At 60.3% G+C, this 16,321-nt stretch carries 18 protein-coding genes; 5 read left to right on the top strand and 13 right to left on the bottom strand.

Going from position 1 to position 16,321, the window contains the following annotated elements:
- Nucleotides 1–3: 3 nt before the first annotated feature.
- Complete coding sequence (locus tag QOL84_RS13655; RefSeq protein WP_129389732.1) at nt 4–1,104, bottom strand: efflux RND transporter periplasmic adaptor subunit; 1,101 nt, start codon at nt 1,102–1,104, stop codon at nt 4–6.
- Between the two features lie 94 nt (nt 1,105–1,198).
- Here QOL84_RS13655 and QOL84_RS13660 point away from each other — a divergent pair, with 94 nt between their 5' ends.
- Nucleotides 1,199–1,834 (top strand): TetR/AcrR family transcriptional regulator, encoded by a 636-nt coding sequence (locus tag QOL84_RS13660; RefSeq protein WP_283437537.1) that lies wholly within the window; start codon nt 1,199–1,201, stop codon nt 1,832–1,834.
- A 114-nt stretch (nt 1,835–1,948) separates the two neighbouring features.
- On the opposite strand, the gene QOL84_RS13665 is transcribed toward QOL84_RS13660, so the two are convergent.
- Nucleotides 1,949–2,731, bottom strand: coding sequence for a class I SAM-dependent methyltransferase (locus tag QOL84_RS13665; protein ID WP_430458716.1), 783 nt, complete (start codon nt 2,729–2,731; stop codon nt 1,949–1,951).
- Nucleotides 2,732–2,823: 92 nt separating this feature from the next.
- Between QOL84_RS13665 and QOL84_RS13670 the strand changes: the two genes are divergently transcribed.
- Nucleotides 2,824–3,444 carry an energy transducer TonB gene (locus QOL84_RS13670; RefSeq protein WP_283437538.1) on the top strand — a complete coding sequence of 207 codons (621 nt, stop codon included), beginning with the start codon at nt 2,824–2,826 and terminating at the stop codon, nt 3,442–3,444.
- Nucleotides 3,445–3,447: 3 nt separating this feature from the next.
- Here QOL84_RS13670 and QOL84_RS13675 read toward each other — a convergent pair whose 3' ends face one another.
- The 7 genes from QOL84_RS13675 to ppc form a co-directional block, all read right to left on the bottom strand.
- A complete protein-coding gene (locus QOL84_RS13675; RefSeq protein WP_283437539.1) occupies nt 3,448–4,140 on the bottom strand; it encodes an extensin-like domain-containing protein in 693 nt (230 codons plus the stop codon).
- Nucleotides 4,141–4,142: 2 nt separating this feature from the next.
- The gene (locus QOL84_RS13680) at nt 4,143–4,979 is read right to left on the bottom strand and encodes an isocitrate lyase/PEP mutase family protein (protein ID WP_283437540.1); all 837 of its coding nucleotides are present in this window, start codon (nt 4,977–4,979) and stop codon (nt 4,143–4,145) included.
- 32 nt (nt 4,980–5,011) lie between these two features.
- Complete coding sequence (locus QOL84_RS13685) at nt 5,012–5,872, bottom strand: DUF72 domain-containing protein (protein WP_283437541.1); 861 nt, start codon at nt 5,870–5,872, stop codon at nt 5,012–5,014.
- Nucleotides 5,872–6,180 carry a hypothetical protein gene (locus QOL84_RS13690; RefSeq protein ID WP_064393215.1) on the bottom strand — a complete coding sequence of 103 codons (309 nt, stop codon included), beginning with the start codon at nt 6,178–6,180 and terminating at the stop codon, nt 5,872–5,874. Before QOL84_RS13690 ends, QOL84_RS13685 begins: the two co-directional genes overlap by 1 nt.
- Nucleotides 6,181–6,396: 216 nt before the next feature.
- A complete protein-coding gene (gene tsaB, locus QOL84_RS13695; protein ID WP_283437542.1) occupies nt 6,397–7,071 on the bottom strand; it encodes a tRNA (adenosine(37)-N6)-threonylcarbamoyltransferase complex dimerization subunit type 1 TsaB in 675 nt (224 codons plus the stop codon).
- A gap of 93 nt (nt 7,072–7,164) precedes the next feature.
- The gene (adk, locus tag QOL84_RS13700; protein ID WP_008078383.1) at nt 7,165–7,815 is read right to left on the bottom strand and encodes an adenylate kinase; all 651 of its coding nucleotides are present in this window, start codon (nt 7,813–7,815) and stop codon (nt 7,165–7,167) included.
- A 290-nt stretch (nt 7,816–8,105) separates the two neighbouring features.
- On the bottom strand, nt 8,106–10,736 hold the full coding sequence (ppc, locus tag QOL84_RS13705) for a phosphoenolpyruvate carboxylase (RefSeq protein ID WP_283437543.1): 2,631 nt from the start codon (nt 10,734–10,736) through the stop codon (nt 8,106–8,108).
- Nucleotides 10,737–10,949: 213 nt separating this feature from the next.
- Here ppc and QOL84_RS13710 point away from each other — a divergent pair, with 213 nt between their 5' ends.
- From QOL84_RS13710 to lptF, 3 genes are all read left to right on the top strand, one after another.
- Nucleotides 10,950–11,294 carry a hypothetical protein gene (locus QOL84_RS13710; protein WP_064120549.1) on the top strand — a complete coding sequence of 115 codons (345 nt, stop codon included), beginning with the start codon at nt 10,950–10,952 and terminating at the stop codon, nt 11,292–11,294.
- 375 nt (nt 11,295–11,669) lie between these two features.
- Nucleotides 11,670–12,074: a DUF4398 domain-containing protein gene (locus tag QOL84_RS13715; RefSeq protein WP_129389705.1), complete on the top strand. Its 405-nt coding sequence runs from the start codon at nt 11,670–11,672 to the stop codon at nt 12,072–12,074.
- A gap of 54 nt (nt 12,075–12,128) precedes the next feature.
- Nucleotides 12,129–12,917, top strand: a complete 789-nt coding sequence (gene lptF / locus QOL84_RS13720; protein ID WP_283437544.1) for a lipotoxin F family OmpA-related lipoprotein LptF — start codon at nt 12,129–12,131, stop codon at nt 12,915–12,917.
- A 133-nt stretch (nt 12,918–13,050) separates the two neighbouring features.
- Here lptF and QOL84_RS13725 read toward each other — a convergent pair whose 3' ends face one another.
- The 4 genes from QOL84_RS13725 to QOL84_RS13740 form a co-directional block, all read right to left on the bottom strand.
- Nucleotides 13,051–13,380 (bottom strand): PA3694 family proteiin, encoded by a 330-nt coding sequence (locus QOL84_RS13725; RefSeq protein ID WP_283437545.1) that lies wholly within the window; start codon nt 13,378–13,380, stop codon nt 13,051–13,053.
- Nucleotides 13,377–14,282, bottom strand: a complete 906-nt coding sequence (locus tag QOL84_RS13730) for an alpha/beta hydrolase (RefSeq protein WP_283437546.1) — start codon at nt 14,280–14,282, stop codon at nt 13,377–13,379. The genes QOL84_RS13725 and QOL84_RS13730 overlap by 4 nt, the downstream gene beginning before the upstream one ends.
- Nucleotides 14,283–14,429: 147 nt before the next feature.
- Nucleotides 14,430–15,680, bottom strand: coding sequence for a flavohemoglobin expression-modulating QEGLA motif protein (locus QOL84_RS13735; RefSeq protein WP_174823963.1), 1,251 nt, complete (start codon nt 15,678–15,680; stop codon nt 14,430–14,432).
- Nucleotides 15,681–15,740: 60 nt separating this feature from the next.
- Nucleotides 15,741–16,295 (bottom strand): hypothetical protein, encoded by a 555-nt coding sequence (locus QOL84_RS13740; RefSeq protein WP_283437547.1) that lies wholly within the window; start codon nt 16,293–16,295, stop codon nt 15,741–15,743.
- Nucleotides 16,296–16,321 lie beyond the last annotated feature (26 nt).

Raw genomic sequence — 16,321 nt, forward strand, 5'->3', positions numbered from 1 at the left:
GACTTACTCCTTGTCCGCCAGATTGACCACACGGTTGGAGCGATCCACCGGACGCACCTGCTGCCCCTCCAAAAGCACATGCACGCCGGCGGCGACTACCCAGTCGCTGGCGTTCAGACCTTCGAGCACCGGCACGGTTTTCTCGCCGAACGGGCCGACGCGCACCGGGGTTTTCTTCAGGGTGTTATTGCCGTTGACGACCCAGACATAGGTCGCGCCGTTTTCAGCGGTCAGCGCCGAGAGCGGCACGGACAGCGACAGCGCATCGGCCGATTGCACGAACACACGGGCGCTCTGCCCCAGTTCCGCCGGGACTTTGCCGCTGGTAAAGGAAATCCGTGCGGCGAATGTGCGCGAGCGTGGATCGGCAGCCGGCGACAGTTCGCGGATCTGTCCGGCGAAGCGCTGGTTCTGTTGCGTCCATAATTCGACGGTCACCGGCTGACCCACCTTGAAGCGGCCAAAGCTCTGCTCCGGCAGGCTGATCGACACTTCGCGCTCGCCATCGGTGGCGAGGGTAAACACGGTTTGCCCGGCGGCGACCACCTGGCCGACCTCCACCGAACGCTTGGCCACCACGCCATCCTGTGGCGCACGCAGCACCGCGTAACTGGCCTGATTGGTCGATACGTTGAATTCGGCTTTGATTTGTTTGAGGCGGGCTTCACCGGAACGGTAAAGGTTTTCGGCGTTGTCATACGCCGAGCGGCTGACCATCTGCCGATCCATCAGGGTTTTGTAGCGATCACGCTCGGCGCGCACCATGGTCAGATTCGCTTCGGCGGCGGCCACTTGTGCGCGAGTGGCTTCGAGTTGCAGACGCACGTCCTGCGGATCGAGTTCGGCGAGTGGCTGATCAGCCTTCACGCGCTGACCTTCATCGACCAGTCGTCGGCTGACTTTGCCGCCGATACGGAACGCCAGATCGGGTTCGTAACGGGCACGCACCTCGCCCGGATAACTTTCCATCGCCTGCGCCGAAGGCTCTGGCTGCACCACCATGGCCGGTCGTACGGTGACTTGCGTCGCCTCTTCCTGACCGCATGCGGACAATAACAACGCCAGACTCGCTGGCAACGCAAAGGACAACGCATGGCGGAACATGGTGACGGACCTTTCGCTAATGGTGCTTGGAATAATTATACTGGCGGGTATGTTATTAATAGCAAACTCACCAGTCCAGTAATAAAAGCGAAGAATGTCGAACAATCTTTCAGCTCCAAACGGCCCGGGCCGCCCCAAGGACCTGGCCAAGCGCCAGGCGATCCTCGACGCGGCGAAAATTCTGTTTCTGAGTCATGGCTATGCCAACACCAGCATGGACGCGGTCGCCAGCGAGGCCGGCGTGTCGAAGCTAACGGTCTACAGCCATTTCAACGACAAGGAGACGCTGTTCTCCGCCGCCGTAGTGGCCAAATGCGAGGAGCAATTACCGCCATTGTTCTTCGAATTGCCCGAAGGCATTGCCGTGGAAAATGTGTTGCTGAACATTGCCCGAGGCTTTCATCACCTGATCAACAGCGATGAATCGGTGAATCTGCACCGTTTGATCATGGCGCTGGGGGTTCAGGATCCGAAGCTGTCGCTGATCTTCTTCGAGGCGGGACCGCAGCGCATGGTGCAAGGCATGGAGCGGTTGCTGACGCAAATCCATGACAGCGGCGTGCTGAGCATCGATCTGCCGCGCAATGCGGCCGAGCATTTCTTTTGCCTGATCAAAGGCGCGGGGAATTTTCGGTTGCTGTATGGCTGTGGCGAGCCGTTGAGCGAAGAGGCTTCGGAGAGCCATATTGAGGAAGTGGTGGGGTTGTTTATGCGGGCTTACAAACCCTAGCTTTTGCGCTGTTTGGCTGGCCCTATCGCGAGCAGGCTCACTCCTACAGTGGATTTGTGTGCACCACAGATCAATTGTAGGAGTGAGCCTGCTCGCGATAGGGCCGACTCGGTTTTAAGGCTTGAGTGCTTTCTTCGGATAAATGTCATACCGGCTCGATTTGCCATCCAGCGCATGACTCGGCTTCGGCCCCGCAATGCACGGTGCTTTGCGCGGGCGTTTGACCACCACCCGGTGCGTCGCCAACGCCAACGCGGCTTCGAGCAACGCCGGCGCATCCGGATCATCGCCGACCAACGGCCGGAACAGACGCATCTCCTTCTTCACCAGCGCGGTCTTCTCACGATGGGGAAACATCGGATCGAGATAGATCACCTGCGGTGCCTCGCCTTCCCAGTTCTGCATGACCTCGATGGAGTTGCCCTTGAGCAACTTCATCCGCGCCACGATCGGCGCCACCTCGAAATCCTCCGCACCACGTGCCAGACCATCCTCCAGCAGCGCGCCGATCAGTGGCTGACGCTCGATCAGGCTCATCTCGCAACCAAGACTGGCCAGCACAAACGCATCCTTGCCCAGCCCCGCCGTCGCATCCAGCACCCGTGGACGCACACCTTGCGCGACGCCGACAGCTTTGGCGATCATCTGCCCGCTGCCACCGCCGTATAAACGTCGATGTGCCGCGCCACCTTCAACGAAGTCGACGCGCACCGGCCCCGGCGCTTCCGGGCCGAGTTGTTGCAGCTGCAAACCCTGCTCGCCGACCTGCAAGGCAAACTCGCCGTCTGCCACTGCCAGCGGCAGACCTAGACGCTCGGCCCACTGCGCAGCTTGCGCTTCATACGTCGCGCCGAGGGCTTCGACATGGATGCGGCAGGCCGCGGGTTGCTCAATCATGGAAAACACGCTCAAAAATTCAAGGAGCGGCAAAAACCGCCGATAACTCATTCAACGCACATTTTGCCAGAGCTGAGCGTCAACCGAAAAAAATGTCAGGCATTCTTCCCACATCGATTGGCTACATCTCGCCCCATGGCGACTTCAGCCGTCAAAATACTCAAGCACTGAGCGGCGTCAGCCATCTGTGGCAAGATTTCTTTGCCCAGGCGCTGGCTGAACAGTCGAGTGATGTGGTGCCGGCCTGCGGCACGTTTCCACCGGTTGACCTGAACAGCCCTGAAGAGCCGACCGTCGGCAGCGAACTGCACGCGCACATTGTCAGCCAGCGCGAATGCGATGTGGTCGACACCGAAGTGCGTCCGCCAGAGCCGCTGTTCCTGCCGATCGCCGAGTTCGAAACAGAGCTGCTCGACAAGCCGCTCCCACCGTTCCCGCCAGAAGAACTCAAGGCTCAGCAAACCCAACAGGATTTCGACAGCAGCTGGGTACGTCCGGTCGTGATCAACAATGGTCAACCGACACCAGAACCTGGCCCGGCGCCGCAGAAGAAGCCGTTGTACCTGCCGATTGCCGAGTTCGACCTCGACTTGATGCAGAAACCTTTCCCGCCGTTCCCGCCGGAAGAAATCGTCGAGCAACAGAAGGCGCTGGACTTCGATAACGGCTGGGCACGCCCGATCGTTCTGCAGAACCTGCGCCTCGCCGCTTAAACCTCAGCGACAGACACTCCAACGCCCGACATCGACATGAAAATGATTGCGATGGGCGGCGTTGTAATCCGGACTCAAGACCACACTGAACGCCTCGCAGGCGCCGTCACGCACCTGGCGCAGAAACGCTGCGTCCTGACTTTGCTTCGGCCAGTCCTTGAGCACGCTGACGGTGCGCCCGTCAGCCAGACGGAAACCAGCGATATCCAGCGCATCGGCGCTGGCGTGGCGGCTGAGCGCGCCATTTTCGCGGTTGTAGATATTGCGGCAGGCAAAGCTGCCGAGATGATCGAGGCGCACGACCTTCTCGCCGTAAACGGCTTGCGCGGCGGGTTGCAGGGTGTGGCGCTCGAACAGCGCGTAGGCCACCGCCAACGGGCAACTGGCGAGGAAACTGCTGCTCAGCACCACCTCGCCACCCTGTACGCGCAGTGCGCCGATCAGCGGACACTTGGCGTCGGGACTGTCGGATTGCCGCGTGACGCGCAATTCAGAGCTGCTCAATGCCTGGGCGCAGAGTTGCGGGTCACTGCGCAAACTCATGAGCTTGTAGCCGGTCAGCCAATTGGGCGCGGCCTTCACGTCCAGTGGCGCCCATGGATTCCACTGCGGCGGGACCTCAAGCCAACCGCGCCAGACACTGAGCAACGCGCCGCCAACGATCAGCAACAGCAGCAACGCAATCCAGCGCCCCATGTTCAGCCTTTGAAAAACTGATTGGCCTTGGCGTACGGCATCGAGTGCGAGGTAAACCCGAACGTGCCGGACTGCTGAATTTCTTCAGCCGCGCGAAAGAACTCGCCGAACGCCGCCAGCGCCAGCGCCGAACCGGTGCTGACGCGGCGCACGCCCATTTCTTCGAGTTGCTGCACGGTCAGCTTCAAACCTCCGGACATCAACACATTGACCGGTTTCGGCGCCACCGCACGCACCACCGCCAGCACTTCTTCGGCGCTGCGCAAACCCGGCGCGTACAGCACGTCGGCGCCCGCGTCGGCGAAAGCCTTCAAGCGGCGAATGGTGTCGTTGATATCAGGATTGCCGTGCAGATAGTTCTCCGCACGCGCGGTAAGCATGAAGGGAAACGGCAACGTGCGCACGGCGGCGACGGCGGCTTCGATGCGCGCCACGGCGTGTTCGAAACAATAGATCGGCGCGTCCGGCCGACCCGTGGCGTCTTCAATCGAGCCACCGACGGCGCCCGCCTCGGCTGCGCGCAGCAAGCTTTTCGCGGATTCGGTCGGGTCGTCGGCGAAACCGTTTTCCAGATCCACTGCCACTGGCAAATCCGTTGCGGCGACAATCGCGCGGACATTGGCCAAGGTCTCTTCGAGACTCAACGCGCCATCGGCCTTGCCTTGGGAAAACGCATAACCGGCGCTGGTCGTTGCCAAGGCCTGATAGCCGAGACTGGCGAGCATCTTCGCCGAACCCGCATCCCACGGATTGGGAATGACGAAAATCCCCGGACGGTCATGCAGGGCTTTGAAGGCGTGGGCTCTAAGGACTTGTTCTTGAAGGGCTGCGGCGTCCATCGACAGGCTCCTGGGCAGGAAAAAAATCCGCTTCAGAGCAGGCCAAGTTGCTCCGCGGCGGGTTCTCTGTATAGCTCAGGCAGCGCCGGCAAGCCAGGCAAACGTTGCATCAGTTGTGCATGAAAACGTTGCGCCAGCTTCGCTGCCATGAGGTTGTCGGCGGTGTGCAGGAAGATGTACGGCGTGCGCCCCTCTTCAATCCACTCGGCGATTTTCGCCACCCATGGCACGAGGAACGTGTCGTTGGCTTCAAGCTCGGGATGGCCGATGAAACGCACCTGCGGGAACTGGGTGAACGCCGCCGGACGTGTCGGTACGCGGGGCTTTTTCGATTGCGCGTGGATCACCGAAGACTCGGTCGACAGGCAACTGAACAGCGCCCGGGGATCGAGGCAAATGCGCTCGACGCCACGATCGAGCAGCAGACGATTGAGCAGTCGCTCGCTTTCACCCTTGGCGAAGAATTGCTCATGACGGACTTCAACGGCCAACGGGCAATCCAGCGCATCAATGAACGCCGCCAGTTCCGGCAGACGCTGCGGCGTGAAGCTTTTCGACAATTGCAGCCACAGCGGCGAGACACGCTCGCCGAGCGGTTTGAGTAATTGCAGGAAGGTTTCGGCAGCGGTCAGTTGTTCACGCAAGTCGCCGCCATGGCTGATGTCGCCGGGAAATTTGGCGGTGAAGCGAAAGTGCACCGGCATGATCTCGGCCCAACGCTGCACAGTGGCGGGCGACGGGCTGGCGTAGAAGGTCGTGTTGCCTTCCACTGCGTTGAACACTTGAGAATAGAGACCGAGGAAGTCAGAGGTCTTGGCGTCTGCCGGGTACAGATAATCGCGCCAGGCGTTTTCGCTCCAGGACGGACAACCGAGGTAGTAAGGCAGCGCCATCAGATGTACAGATCGAGGCCCAGCACGTCCGCATCCCAATCGACAAAACCCGCAGTGCTAAGGTAGCTGGCGAGGGCCATGGCTACGCTCTTCTTCATTGCACGGTGATAGATCATGTCTTGCTGACGGGCAGGCAGATTGGCCAGGCGTTGTGCGGAGGCTTTGGCAGCGCGGGCGGCCATTTGCTCTTCAGTCGGGAATTCCAGCTCGCCATCGATATCGTCGACGGATTCATCCAGCGCCGCATTGCCTTTGCGAGGCTTGCGCTTGATGGGGTAGGACTGAGAGGAAAGGCCGTCTATACGCATAATTTCATGCTCGGTATCGATGATGGCAATTTAGCGGCACCGGGCCGACTTAGCAAACTGCCGAGTGATAACTAGAACACATAAAGCGCAAAAGGTTTAAAACCTGAGGCTGGAAACTGACGATTGGCGTTTTGAAAATCAAAAGATCGCAGCCTGCGGCAGCTCCTACATGCGTACCTGTGTAGGAGCTGCCGCAGGCTGCGATCTTTTAAAGGCTCAACGGGCTTTGGGGGTGGCGACCTTATCGCGCAGGTAAACCGGTTGCGCATCGTCCGCCGGGATCGACTCGCCGCGTTCCCAAGCAAAACGCGCCAGGGTCAGCAAGTCTTCGGCGTGGGGCAGCATGCCGGCATCCGATTCGCTCAGATTGACGGCGATGCGCTCGGCATATCCCCAACCGGTGCCGGCACCAAACCACTCGCCACTGGCATCGACCGGCAACGCGACAACTTCCGGCGGCAGCACCGCTTCGGCACCGACCAAACGCATCTCCCCTGCGGTCTCGCGGTAGCAGCCCCAATAGACTTCATCCATCCGCGCATCGATGGCCGCGGCGACCTGGCTCACGCCGTGTTCACGAAAGGCACGCTGCGCCAGCACCGCAAGATTGGACACCGGCAGCACCGGACGCTCCAGCGCGAACGCCAGCCCTTGCACCACGCCAATGGCGATTCGCACACCGGTAAACGCGCCTGGCCCACGACCGAAGGCGATCGCATCGACCGCTTGCAACGTGGTGCCGGCATCGGCCAGCAGTTGCTGGATCATCGGCAACAGCTTCTGCGCGTGCAGGCGCGGGATCACCTCGTAATGGCTCGTGACCTTGCCGTCATGCAGCAAGGCAACGGAGCAAGCTTCAGTCGCGGTGTCCAGGGCCAGCAAGGTGCTCATCGATGTTTCCAAAACAGGGGTGGGAAAAAGTGCGTCAGTATAAACAACTACGGCCCGCAAGCGGGCCGTGGATGATGCAGCCGATCAGACTTTTCAGCTCAGCGCTGCGAGCACCTTGGCGGTGATTGCATCAACCGAACCAACGCCCGGGATGTGGCTGTACTTCGGCTTGCCGGCGTTTTTCGCGGACAGGCTCTGGTAGAACTCCACCAGCGGCTTGGTCTGCGAATGGTAGACCGACAGGCGATGACGCACGGTTTCTTCGGTGTCGTCCTTGCGCTGTACCAGCTCTTCGCCGGTGATATCGTCTTTGCCAGCGATTTTCGGCGGGTTATAGACGATGTGGTAAACGCGGCCGCTGGCTTCGTGAACACGACGACCGGCGATGCGTTGCACGATTTCTTCGTCTTCAACGGCGATTTCAACCACTGCATCCAGCTCAACGCCGGCAGTCACCAGTGCTTCAGCCTGAGGAATGGTGCGCGGGAAGCCGTCGAACAGGAAGCCGTTGGCGCAGTCTGGCTGAGCGATGCGATCCTGAACCAGTGCGATGATCAGGTCATCCGACACCAGGCCGCCGGCATCCATGATGCTCTTGGCTTGAACGCCCAGCGGCGTGCCGGCCTTGACCGCAGCACGCAGCATGTCGCCGGTGGAGATTTGCGGAATGCCGAATTTCTCGGTGATGAACTTTGCCTGAGTACCTTTACCGGCCCCGGGAGCTCCCAGCAGAATGACGCGCATCGATGTGCTCCTCAATTTTTTATATAGAAAACAACAGGATTCGCCTCTTGGGGCCAATCTTAAAAATACGGGTCGTGGCCGCACAAACGGCCAAAGGCTGATCAAGATACACAGCAGGCTGCGCCCACACAAGACGCCAAAAGTCGGAGAAACCGCTGCCTGCCGCGACCTCGCGATCCGGTGAGCCAAGTCGCAACCCCATCATTAACTGTCGCCTGCCGGCACTTTCCCCCTGCACGCAATGCGGCACCGGAGGTATCCCCAAGATGCCTTGCGTCCCGTGAAAAACCTTAGCCGGTATTGCGCAGACCAGCGGCGATCCCCGCCACAGACACCAGCAGCGCCTGCTCCACCGGGCTGCCCTGCTCGACATTCTGCTGCCGCGAACGGGCCAACAGTTCGGCTTGCAATAGATGTAGCGGGTCGAGGTAAGTGTTGCGCAGACGGATGAATTCGAGGGTGTCCGGGCTATGTGCCAGCAATTGCGACTGGCCAGTCAGACCAAGCACCACCGCGCACGCCTGCGACAATAGGTCGCGTAACTGCGCGCCCAACGGCAGCAGATCCGGCTCGACCAGACGCTCGTCGTAGGACAACGCGATGTCCGCATCAGCCTTGGCCAGGACCATTTCGAGCATGTCGATGCGCGTACGGAAGAACGGCCATTGCTCGCGCATCTGCCCGAGCAACTCGCCTTCGCCACGCTCCAGCGCTTTGCTCAACGCCGACTCCCAACCCAGCCACGCCGGCAGCATCAACCGCGTTTGCGTCCAACCAAAGATCCACGGGATCGCCCGCAGGCTTTCGATGCCGCCGGCGCGACGTTTGGCCGGACGACTGCCGAGCGGCAAACGGCCCAATTCCTGCTCCGGCGTGGACTGACGGAAGTACTCGACGAACTGCGGGTTTTCCCGCACCACCTGGCGGTAAGCGCTGACACCGTCGGCGGCCAATTCGTCCATCAGATGCCGCCATTCAGGCGTCGGTGGTGGCGGCGGCAGCAACGTCGCTTCCAGCACGGCAGCGAGATACAGATTGAGATTTTGCTCGGCGATGTCCGGCAGGCCGAATTTGAAGCGAATCATTTCCCCTTGCTCGGTGGTACGGAAACGCCCCGCAACCGAGCCCGGTGGCTGCGACAGAATCGCCGCGTGCGCCGGGCCACCGCCACGGCCGACCGTGCCGCCACGACCGTGGAACAGCAGCAGTTCAACTTCTTGCTCACGGCAAATTTCCACCAGCCTTTCCTGCGCGCGATATTGCGCCCAGGCCGCCGCCGTGGTGCCGGCGTCCTTGGCCGAGTCGGAGTAACCGATCATCACTTCCTGCGGGCCTTGCAGGCGTGCGCGATAGCCCGGCAGCAGCAACAACCGCTCCATCACCGGCCCGGCGTTATCGAGGTCGGCGAGGGTTTCGAACAGCGGCACCACGCGCATCGGCCGCAACACGCCAGACTCTTTGAGCAGCAGTTGCACAGCGAGGACGTCGGAAGCGGCGCCAGCCATGGAGATCACATAGGAGCCGAGCGACGCACCCGGTGCGGCGGCGATTTCCTTGCAGGTGTTGAGCACTTCGGCGGTATCGGCCGACGGCTTGAAGTGCGCCGGCAGCAGTGGCCGACGATTGTTCAGCTCACGGGTCAGGAAGGCGATGCGCTGTTCTTCGTCCCAATCTTCATAGCGACCGAGGCCGAGATAATCGGTGATTTCGGTCATCGCCGAGCTGTGTCGTGACGAATCCTGCCGCACGTCGAGGCGCACGAGGAACAAGCCAAAGGTCACCGCGCGACGCAGGCAATCGAGCAACGGGCCGTCGGCGATCACGCCCATACCGCACTCGTGCAGCGAGTTGAAACACAGCTCCAGCGGGTCGAGCAGATCACGGTTGTTGTGCAGCACATCGGCAGGCGCCGGTGTCGGCGCAGTCAATGCGGCATGCGCCCAATTGCGCGTCGCCCGCAGGCGTTCGCGCAATTGCTTGAGCACCGCGCGATACGGTTCGGCGCTGTCGCCAGCCTTGGCTTTCAAGGCATCGCTGGCCTGTTGCATCGACAGCTCGGCAGCCAGATGATCGACATCGCGCAGGTACAAATCAGCGGCCATCCAGCGCGCCAGCAGCAACACTTCGCGAGTCACCGCAGCGGTGACATTGGGGTTGCCGTCACGGTCGCCGCCCATCCACGAGGCGAAACGGATCGGCGCAGCTTCCAGCGGCAAACGCAGGCCTGTGGCGGCGAACAGCGCCTGATCAGCCTTGCGCATATGGTGGGGGATCGCCTGCCACAGCGAATGCTCGATCACCGCAAAACCCCATTTGGCTTCATCGACCGGCGTCGGGCGCGTGCGGCGGATTTCTTCGGTGTGCCAGGCTTCGGCGATCAGCCGTTGCAGGGTGTTTTGAATCTGTTCGCGTTCGGCGCTGGTCAGGTCGCGATGATCCTGGGCGGCGAGTTGCCCGGCGATCGCGTCGTACTTCTGGATCAGCGTGCGCCGCGCCACTTCGGTGGGGTGCGCGGTCAGCACCAGTTCGATTTCCAGCCGCGCCAGTTGCCGGGCCAGCGATTCGGCGCTGTGGCCTTCATTGCGCAAACGCGCGAGCAACTCAGGCAGCACGCGCGATTCGAACGGCGCCGGCTGCGATTCTTCGCGGCGATGGATCAATTGATACTGCTCGGCGATGTTCGCCAGGTTGAGAAACTGGTTGAACGCCCGCGCCACGGGGAGCAATTCGTCTTCGCTCAATTGATTGAGGCTGGCGCTCAGTTCAGCGTCCATCGAGCCACGGCGATCGGCCTTGGCGCCTTTGCGAATCTGCTCGATCTTGTCGAGGAACGCCTCGCCGTACTGGTCTCGAATGGTGTTGCCCAACAGCTCTCCGAGCAGGTGAACGTCTTCGCGCAAGCGTGCATCAATATCGGTCATCAGCAATTCCCCAGCAGTAATCCGGACGGCTTAGAAACGAGTGCATGAGCTAGAGAGTGCCGCTCAACGACGCTTCTTACAAGCATCCGACCAAGGGACTTTAAACCTTGCGGGCGAAAGCTAGTCTCAACAGTAAGCCGTACAACGGCTTGCCGCCGGCCCTGCCGGACACTCACCCAGGCCTGCCATGAGCAGGCGCGAAATGAGGTCATCATGAAAATTCGTGAACTCGCCCAGCATTGGGAAGAAAACGCCAAGGGTCGCCTGACCGACACTGGCTACACGATTCATCTGGACGTTGAAGCCGCTGCGCGACTGGCAGCGATTGCCGAGATGTACCCCAAACGCCATCCCGAAGAACTGCTCGGCGAACTGATTGGCGCAGCGCTTGAAGAGTTCGAAGCGAGCCTGCCGTATGTGAAGGGTTCGACCGTGGTGGCGACGGATGAGGAAGGTGATCCGCTCTATGAAGACGTGGGGCCTACGCCAAGGTTCCTCGCGTTGTCGCGCCGCCATTTGCATGACCTTTCGGCCGCTGCCGGCAAGCAAAAACACTGACACAACACAGATCAAACTGTAGGAGTGAGCCTGCTCGCGATAGCGGTATTTCATTCAAAATTTTTTGTTGTCTGACATGACGCTATCGCGAGCAGGCTCACTCCTACAGGATCGTATTCCAGCTCAAAATCGATGTGTTTTCGAGATCCGCCCCCCCGCGCGTACCGCTCCATCCCGCCAAAGTTCCCGCTTTAGAGCCTTGTCCATTCGGTCAAAAATTATTTAGGCGATAGGCCATCTTTTCTGAACTTTTGAAAAATCACTCCGGTCGGAACCTGTAACCACGCCTGGAACGAGCGTTTCAAAAACGCCTTTCACACGACGCTTTTCGGCTCCTCGACCAGGATGGATTCAGATGTTTTCAGGAGATGCCTAATGGAGTTGAAGACCATGAAAAACCAAACCACTTTCTCGCACTTGCGCGGTCTGAAACTGGCCGCTCTGGCCATCGGCACCAGCTTCGTGCTGGCCGGTTGCGCCGGTAATCCACCGACCGAGCAATACGCCGTGACCCAATCGGCGGTCAACAGTGCGGTCAGCGCTGGCGGTACCGAGTTCGCGGCGGTCGAAATGAAGCAAGCGCAGGACAAATTGAAACAAGCCGAAATCGCCATGCACGACAAGAAGTATGACGAAGCGCGCACCCTCGCCGAGCAAGCCGAATGGGACGCTCGTGTCGCCGAACGCAAGGCTCAGGCAATGAAAGCCGAACAGGCTGTGAAGGATTCCCAGAAAGGTGTTCAGGAACTGCGTCAGGAAAGCCAGCGCACCGTGCAGTAAGCGCGCATCCCGACCGCAACGCTGAAACTTTATCGATAGAAAGGACGAAAAATTATGCGTAAGCAACTGATGATCCCCGCTCTTCTGGCCGCAAGCGTCGCTCTGGCTGCCTGCTCCACTCCGCCTAATCCGAACCTGGAAAACGCGCGCACCAACTACTCGGGTCTGCAAGCCAACCCACAGGCGAGCAAAGTCGCGGCGCTGGAAACCAAAGACGCCAGTGATTACCTGGACAAGGCCGACAAGGCTTATCTGGACAAACAAGACGCGGCCAAGGTTGACCAACTGGCTTACCTGACCAACCAGCGCGTGGAAGTGGCCAAACAGACCATCGCCCTGCGCACTGCCGAGGCCAACCTGAAAAACGCTTCGGCACAACGTGCTCAAGCCCGTCTGGATGCTCGCGATCAGCAGATCAAACAGCTGCAGGACAGCCTGAACGCCAAGCAGACCGATCGCGGTACGCTGGTGACCTTCGGTGACGTGCTGTTCGCCACCGACCGTGCCGACCTGAAATCCAGCGGTCTGGTCAACATCAACAAACTGGCGCAGTTCCTTCAGGAAAACCCGGATCGCAAAGTGATCGTCGAGGGTTACACCGACAGCACCGGTACTGCCAGCCACAACCAGACGCTGTCTGAGCGTCGCGCTAACTCCGTGCGTACCGCTCTGGTGAAAATGGGCGTTGATCCAGCGCGCATCGTTGCTCAGGGCTACGGCAAGGAATACCCGGTTGCCGAGAACGGCAGCGTGTCCGGCCGTGCGATGAACCGCCGTGTGGAAGTGACCATTTCCAACGACAACCAGCCGGTTGTGCCACGTTCGGCGGTTAGCTCGAACTAAGCTCCCTGCTGTAACGCAAAAGCCCCGCCTGAGTGATCAGGCGGGGCTTTTTTCAAGATCAAAAGATCGCAGCCTTCGGCAGCTCCTACATGGGATTTCTGTAGGAGCTGCCGAAGGCTGCGATCTTTTGCTTTTATGGCTGGAGTTTTTGCGGGGTCTCTTCGCCCATGCAGCGCACGGCTTTTTTCTGCGCATTGATCAGCACGCCGGTCAGGCCTTTCTGCTCGGTGTCGAACAACACCAGCACGCCATCGATGCACTGCGCCACTTGCGGCGCCGGGTCCAGCGAGACTTTGTAGTCTTCGCCCGGCACCGTCTTGAGCATGGTGAATTCGTTGAGCAGCAACGCATCCTCGGGTTTGGCGAAGTGCAGGTAGCCGTAGAACCACAGCGCCCCGACGGTGCCGAGGATGCTGCAGATACCGGTGATGATCAGCGGGATGGCGTTGCGTTCTTCAGTCATTGCGGACTCTCATCTTCAGAATTCGGGGGTGGCGGGTAATTGGGGATTTCGCCGAGGCGGCGCAGGCCGTTGAAATGTTCGGGATCGTCGAGGTAACGCAGCATCACCTGGCGCCACACCGGGTCGCCGAAGGTCTGCACATGGCCGCCACGGGTCAACTGCAGCACGCGCGGTGGCGGCGCAGCTTGATACAGACGGATGCCGTTGGAAAGCGGTACCAGCGGATCGTCGATGCTGTGGAAGATCAGCTTCGGCACGCCGTTAAGCTGCGGCATCGAGTTGATCGCGCTGTCGCCGTCCGGCACCAGCCACGACAGCGGCACCTGGAATGGCCAGGTCAGCCACGAAGTACTGAGGGCGTATTGGCCGACGCTGCGATAACTGGCGGGCACGCCGTCGAGCACCAAGGCCTTAAGCTGTTTCTGCCGCTCTGGATGCTGCACCAGCCAATGCACGGCCATCGAACCGCCGAGGCTCTGGCCGAGCAACACCAGCGGTTTGCCTTTGACTTCCGGCGCTTTGTCGAGCCAGGCAAACGCCGCGTCGATGTCCTGATAGATCGCCGGCAAACTCGGCTCACCCTCGGACAGGCCATAACCGCGATAGTCGACCAACAGCACTTGATAGCCGTTTTTCGGCAACCACCAACTGCCGCCCAAATGCATTGGCAGGTTACCGCCGTTGCCGTGCAGGTGCAGGACGGTGCCTTTGACCTCGACACCGGGTTTGGCCGGCAGCCACCAGGCGTTGAGCTTCAGGCCATCCGCCGTCACCAGCGTGACGGTGCGGTATTCGAGCTTGGCTTTTTCCGGGGTGAAAATCTGACCGGGTTCGGGGTAGAACAACAAAGAGCTGCAACCACTGAGGGTCAGGAGCAGGCAGAAAATGCCGAGGATTCTCATCCGGTGAAACCTCGCAAAAATTCAGGTTCAGATCGTTCCCACGCTCTGCGTGGGAATGCATCCCGTGGCGCTCTGCGTCACAGTGGACGCGGAGCGTCCATGGCAGCATTCCCACGCGGAGCGTGGGAACGATCGGTCTGTAGTGGGTTAGAGGATGTTCGAGTAGTCGGCTTCGATCCGGTCCAGGCTCAAGTGATTGAGGAAGTTGGAGAAGCACATCCACGCCGACAACGCATTCAGATCGCGGAACTGCTCCGGCAGATACTTCGGCGCCACCACCAGCCCCTCATCCACCAACTGGCGCAAGGTACGCATGTCTTCCAGCGTGGTCTTGCCGCAGAACAACAACGGAATCTGCTCAAGCTTGCCCTTACGCACGGCCAACTGAATGTAGTTGTAAACCATGATAAAGCCCTTGAGATAGGACAAGTCTTTGGTAAATGGCAGACCGGTTGGCGTCGATCCACGGAATACCCGACTGGCGTTGCCGTAACTTTCCGCCATTTCGAATCCCTGCTCGCGGAAGAATTCGAAGACCTGCAGGAAGTCGGCGCCCTCCTCGACCATGTGAATGGCGCGGGTGCGGTTGGTCAACTTGCGCAGACGGCTCGGGTAGGAGGCGAAGGTGATGATTTCCATGAGGATCGCCAGGCCTTCCTGGGTCACCGTCGACGACGGCGGGCCTTTAGAGAGGAAGGTGCAGATCGGCTGGTTCAGACCGTTGAGCGTGGTGCCAACGTGCACCAGGCCTTCATGGACTTCCAGCGCACGCACGTCTCTATCGTTGAACATCGCGTCGGTGCGGATCTTGATGTAGTCGGCGCCCGCCGCCGCGTCGGCAACGATACCGTCGGACTCGAACACGCGGATGGTCTCCTCGGCCTCGCCGAACACCTTGTTCAGACGGGTTTGCAGCAGGTGCACGGCGTCCTTGGCGGTGAGGACTTTCGGCTCGTCCTTCAGATCGCCACGGCCGTCGATGTTGTTGAGGTAATCGGACATCATCAGGCCGAGGTCGGCAAGGGTCGGGTCACCGGCGTGGAAGGCGTCGGAGGCGGCGCCGTACAGCTCTTGCGAGATCAGGCCGAAATCCTCGGTGCCGCGCGCTTCGAGCATGCGCACGACCATGCGGTATTCCTTGCACATGCGCCGCATGATCTGCCCGACCGGGTTGAACTGGCCGAGCTGGCGGGTGATGTCGCGCTCGATGTTCTGGAATTCCAGTTTGACCTTGCTCGAATCGAAACTCAGCGGCCGATTGAGGTAGTAGTCGCGATCCACCGCCGGCATTTCCTTGCCTTTGGCCTTGAGGAAACCCTTGCGGATGTTCTCGTCCCACTTGACCGCGTCGAGCACACGGATCGGCGTCTGCGCCAGCACAATGCGGTCGGACAACATGCGTATCGTCTGCTGGTAATCGTCCACCCGAAACTCCTGTAGAAAACGTGACGTACTGAATTATTGGGCGCGGGCCTGGCGCTGGTAGCGCACGGCTTCAACGAAGACATCGGAATTGGCCGGATCGTCGAGATAAGCAAAGACCTTGTCGAGGTTGCTGTCGACTTGCACACCCTCGCCATCGTCGGTCTGGAACGCCTGACCGTCGAGGGCTTGCTGTTTGATCGCCTGATTGATCTGTTCAAGATCGAGGTTGTAGACCACCAGTTCGTGTTTATCGGTGAGCTCAAAACCGGCAATGGTGTAGTGGCCGCCGTACTGTGCCGGGACTTTCGCCGACAGATACCAGCGATTGCCATGACGCGAGACAGTGAACGGATAGGCTTCGCGCTCGCGAGGCCTGGCCTTGAACCAGCTGATGGCCTGATAGCGATCGTTGCCGATGCGGGTCAGTTCAAGGTTCATCGGTTCGCCCCAGGCATTGGTGCTCGACCACTTGCCGAGCAGGCCCTTGGGCGCCGGTTCGCTGGCGGCCAGCGGTTCCTTGAAGGTCACCAGACAGCCACTGAGCAGCAGGAACGACAAGGCGATCAGCACGCCACGCCAGGCTTTCATTCAAAACTCCCTATGAACATTCGCCG

The organism is Pseudomonas helmanticensis, from assembly GCF_900182985.1.
GTDB classification, from domain to species: domain Bacteria; phylum Pseudomonadota; class Gammaproteobacteria; order Pseudomonadales; family Pseudomonadaceae; genus Aquipseudomonas; species Aquipseudomonas helmanticensis.

Bases quoted from the DNA above. Each gene is read 5' to 3' on its own strand.
- QOL84_RS13660 (WP_283437537.1), top strand. From the start codon at position 1,199: ATGTCGAACAATCTTTCAGCTCCAAACGGCCCGGGCCGCCCCAAGGAC.
- lptF (WP_283437544.1), top strand. From the start codon at position 12,129: ATGCGTAAGCAACTGATGATCCCCGCTCTTCTGGCCGCAAGCGTCGCT.
- QOL84_RS13730 (WP_283437546.1), bottom strand. From the start codon at position 14,282: ATGAGAATCCTCGGCATTTTCTGCCTGCTCCTGACCCTCAGTGGTTGC.
- QOL84_RS13655 (WP_129389732.1), bottom strand. From the start codon at position 1,104: ATGTTCCGCCATGCGTTGTCCTTTGCGTTGCCAGCGAGTCTGGCGTTG.
- QOL84_RS13710 (WP_064120549.1), top strand. From the start codon at position 10,950: ATGAAAATTCGTGAACTCGCCCAGCATTGGGAAGAAAACGCCAAGGGT.
- QOL84_RS13740 (WP_283437547.1), bottom strand. From the start codon at position 16,295: ATGAAAGCCTGGCGTGGCGTGCTGATCGCCTTGTCGTTCCTGCTGCTC.
- QOL84_RS13665 (WP_430458716.1), bottom strand. From the start codon at position 2,731: ATGATTGAGCAACCCGCGGCCTGCCGCATCCATGTCGAAGCCCTCGGC.
- QOL84_RS13680 (WP_283437540.1), bottom strand. From the start codon at position 4,979: ATGGACGCCGCAGCCCTTCAAGAACAAGTCCTTAGAGCCCACGCCTTC.
- QOL84_RS13715 (WP_129389705.1), top strand. From the start codon at position 11,670: ATGGAGTTGAAGACCATGAAAAACCAAACCACTTTCTCGCACTTGCGC.
- QOL84_RS13685 (WP_283437541.1), bottom strand. From the start codon at position 5,872: ATGGCGCTGCCTTACTACCTCGGTTGTCCGTCCTGGAGCGAAAACGCC.
- QOL84_RS13670 (WP_283437538.1), top strand. From the start codon at position 2,824: ATGTCAGGCATTCTTCCCACATCGATTGGCTACATCTCGCCCCATGGC.
- ppc (WP_283437543.1), bottom strand. From the start codon at position 10,736: ATGACCGATATTGATGCACGCTTGCGCGAAGACGTTCACCTGCTCGGA.
- QOL84_RS13735 (WP_174823963.1), bottom strand. From the start codon at position 15,680: ATGTTGTCCGACCGCATTGTGCTGGCGCAGACGCCGATCCGTGTGCTC.
- QOL84_RS13725 (WP_283437545.1), bottom strand. From the start codon at position 13,380: ATGACTGAAGAACGCAACGCCATCCCGCTGATCATCACCGGTATCTGC.
- QOL84_RS13690 (WP_064393215.1), bottom strand. From the start codon at position 6,180: ATGCGTATAGACGGCCTTTCCTCTCAGTCCTACCCCATCAAGCGCAAG.
- QOL84_RS13675 (WP_283437539.1), bottom strand. From the start codon at position 4,140: ATGGGGCGCTGGATTGCGTTGCTGCTGTTGCTGATCGTTGGCGGCGCG.
- tsaB (WP_283437542.1), bottom strand. From the start codon at position 7,071: ATGAGCACCTTGCTGGCCCTGGACACCGCGACTGAAGCTTGCTCCGTT.
- adk (WP_008078383.1), bottom strand. From the start codon at position 7,815: ATGCGCGTCATTCTGCTGGGAGCTCCCGGGGCCGGTAAAGGTACTCAG.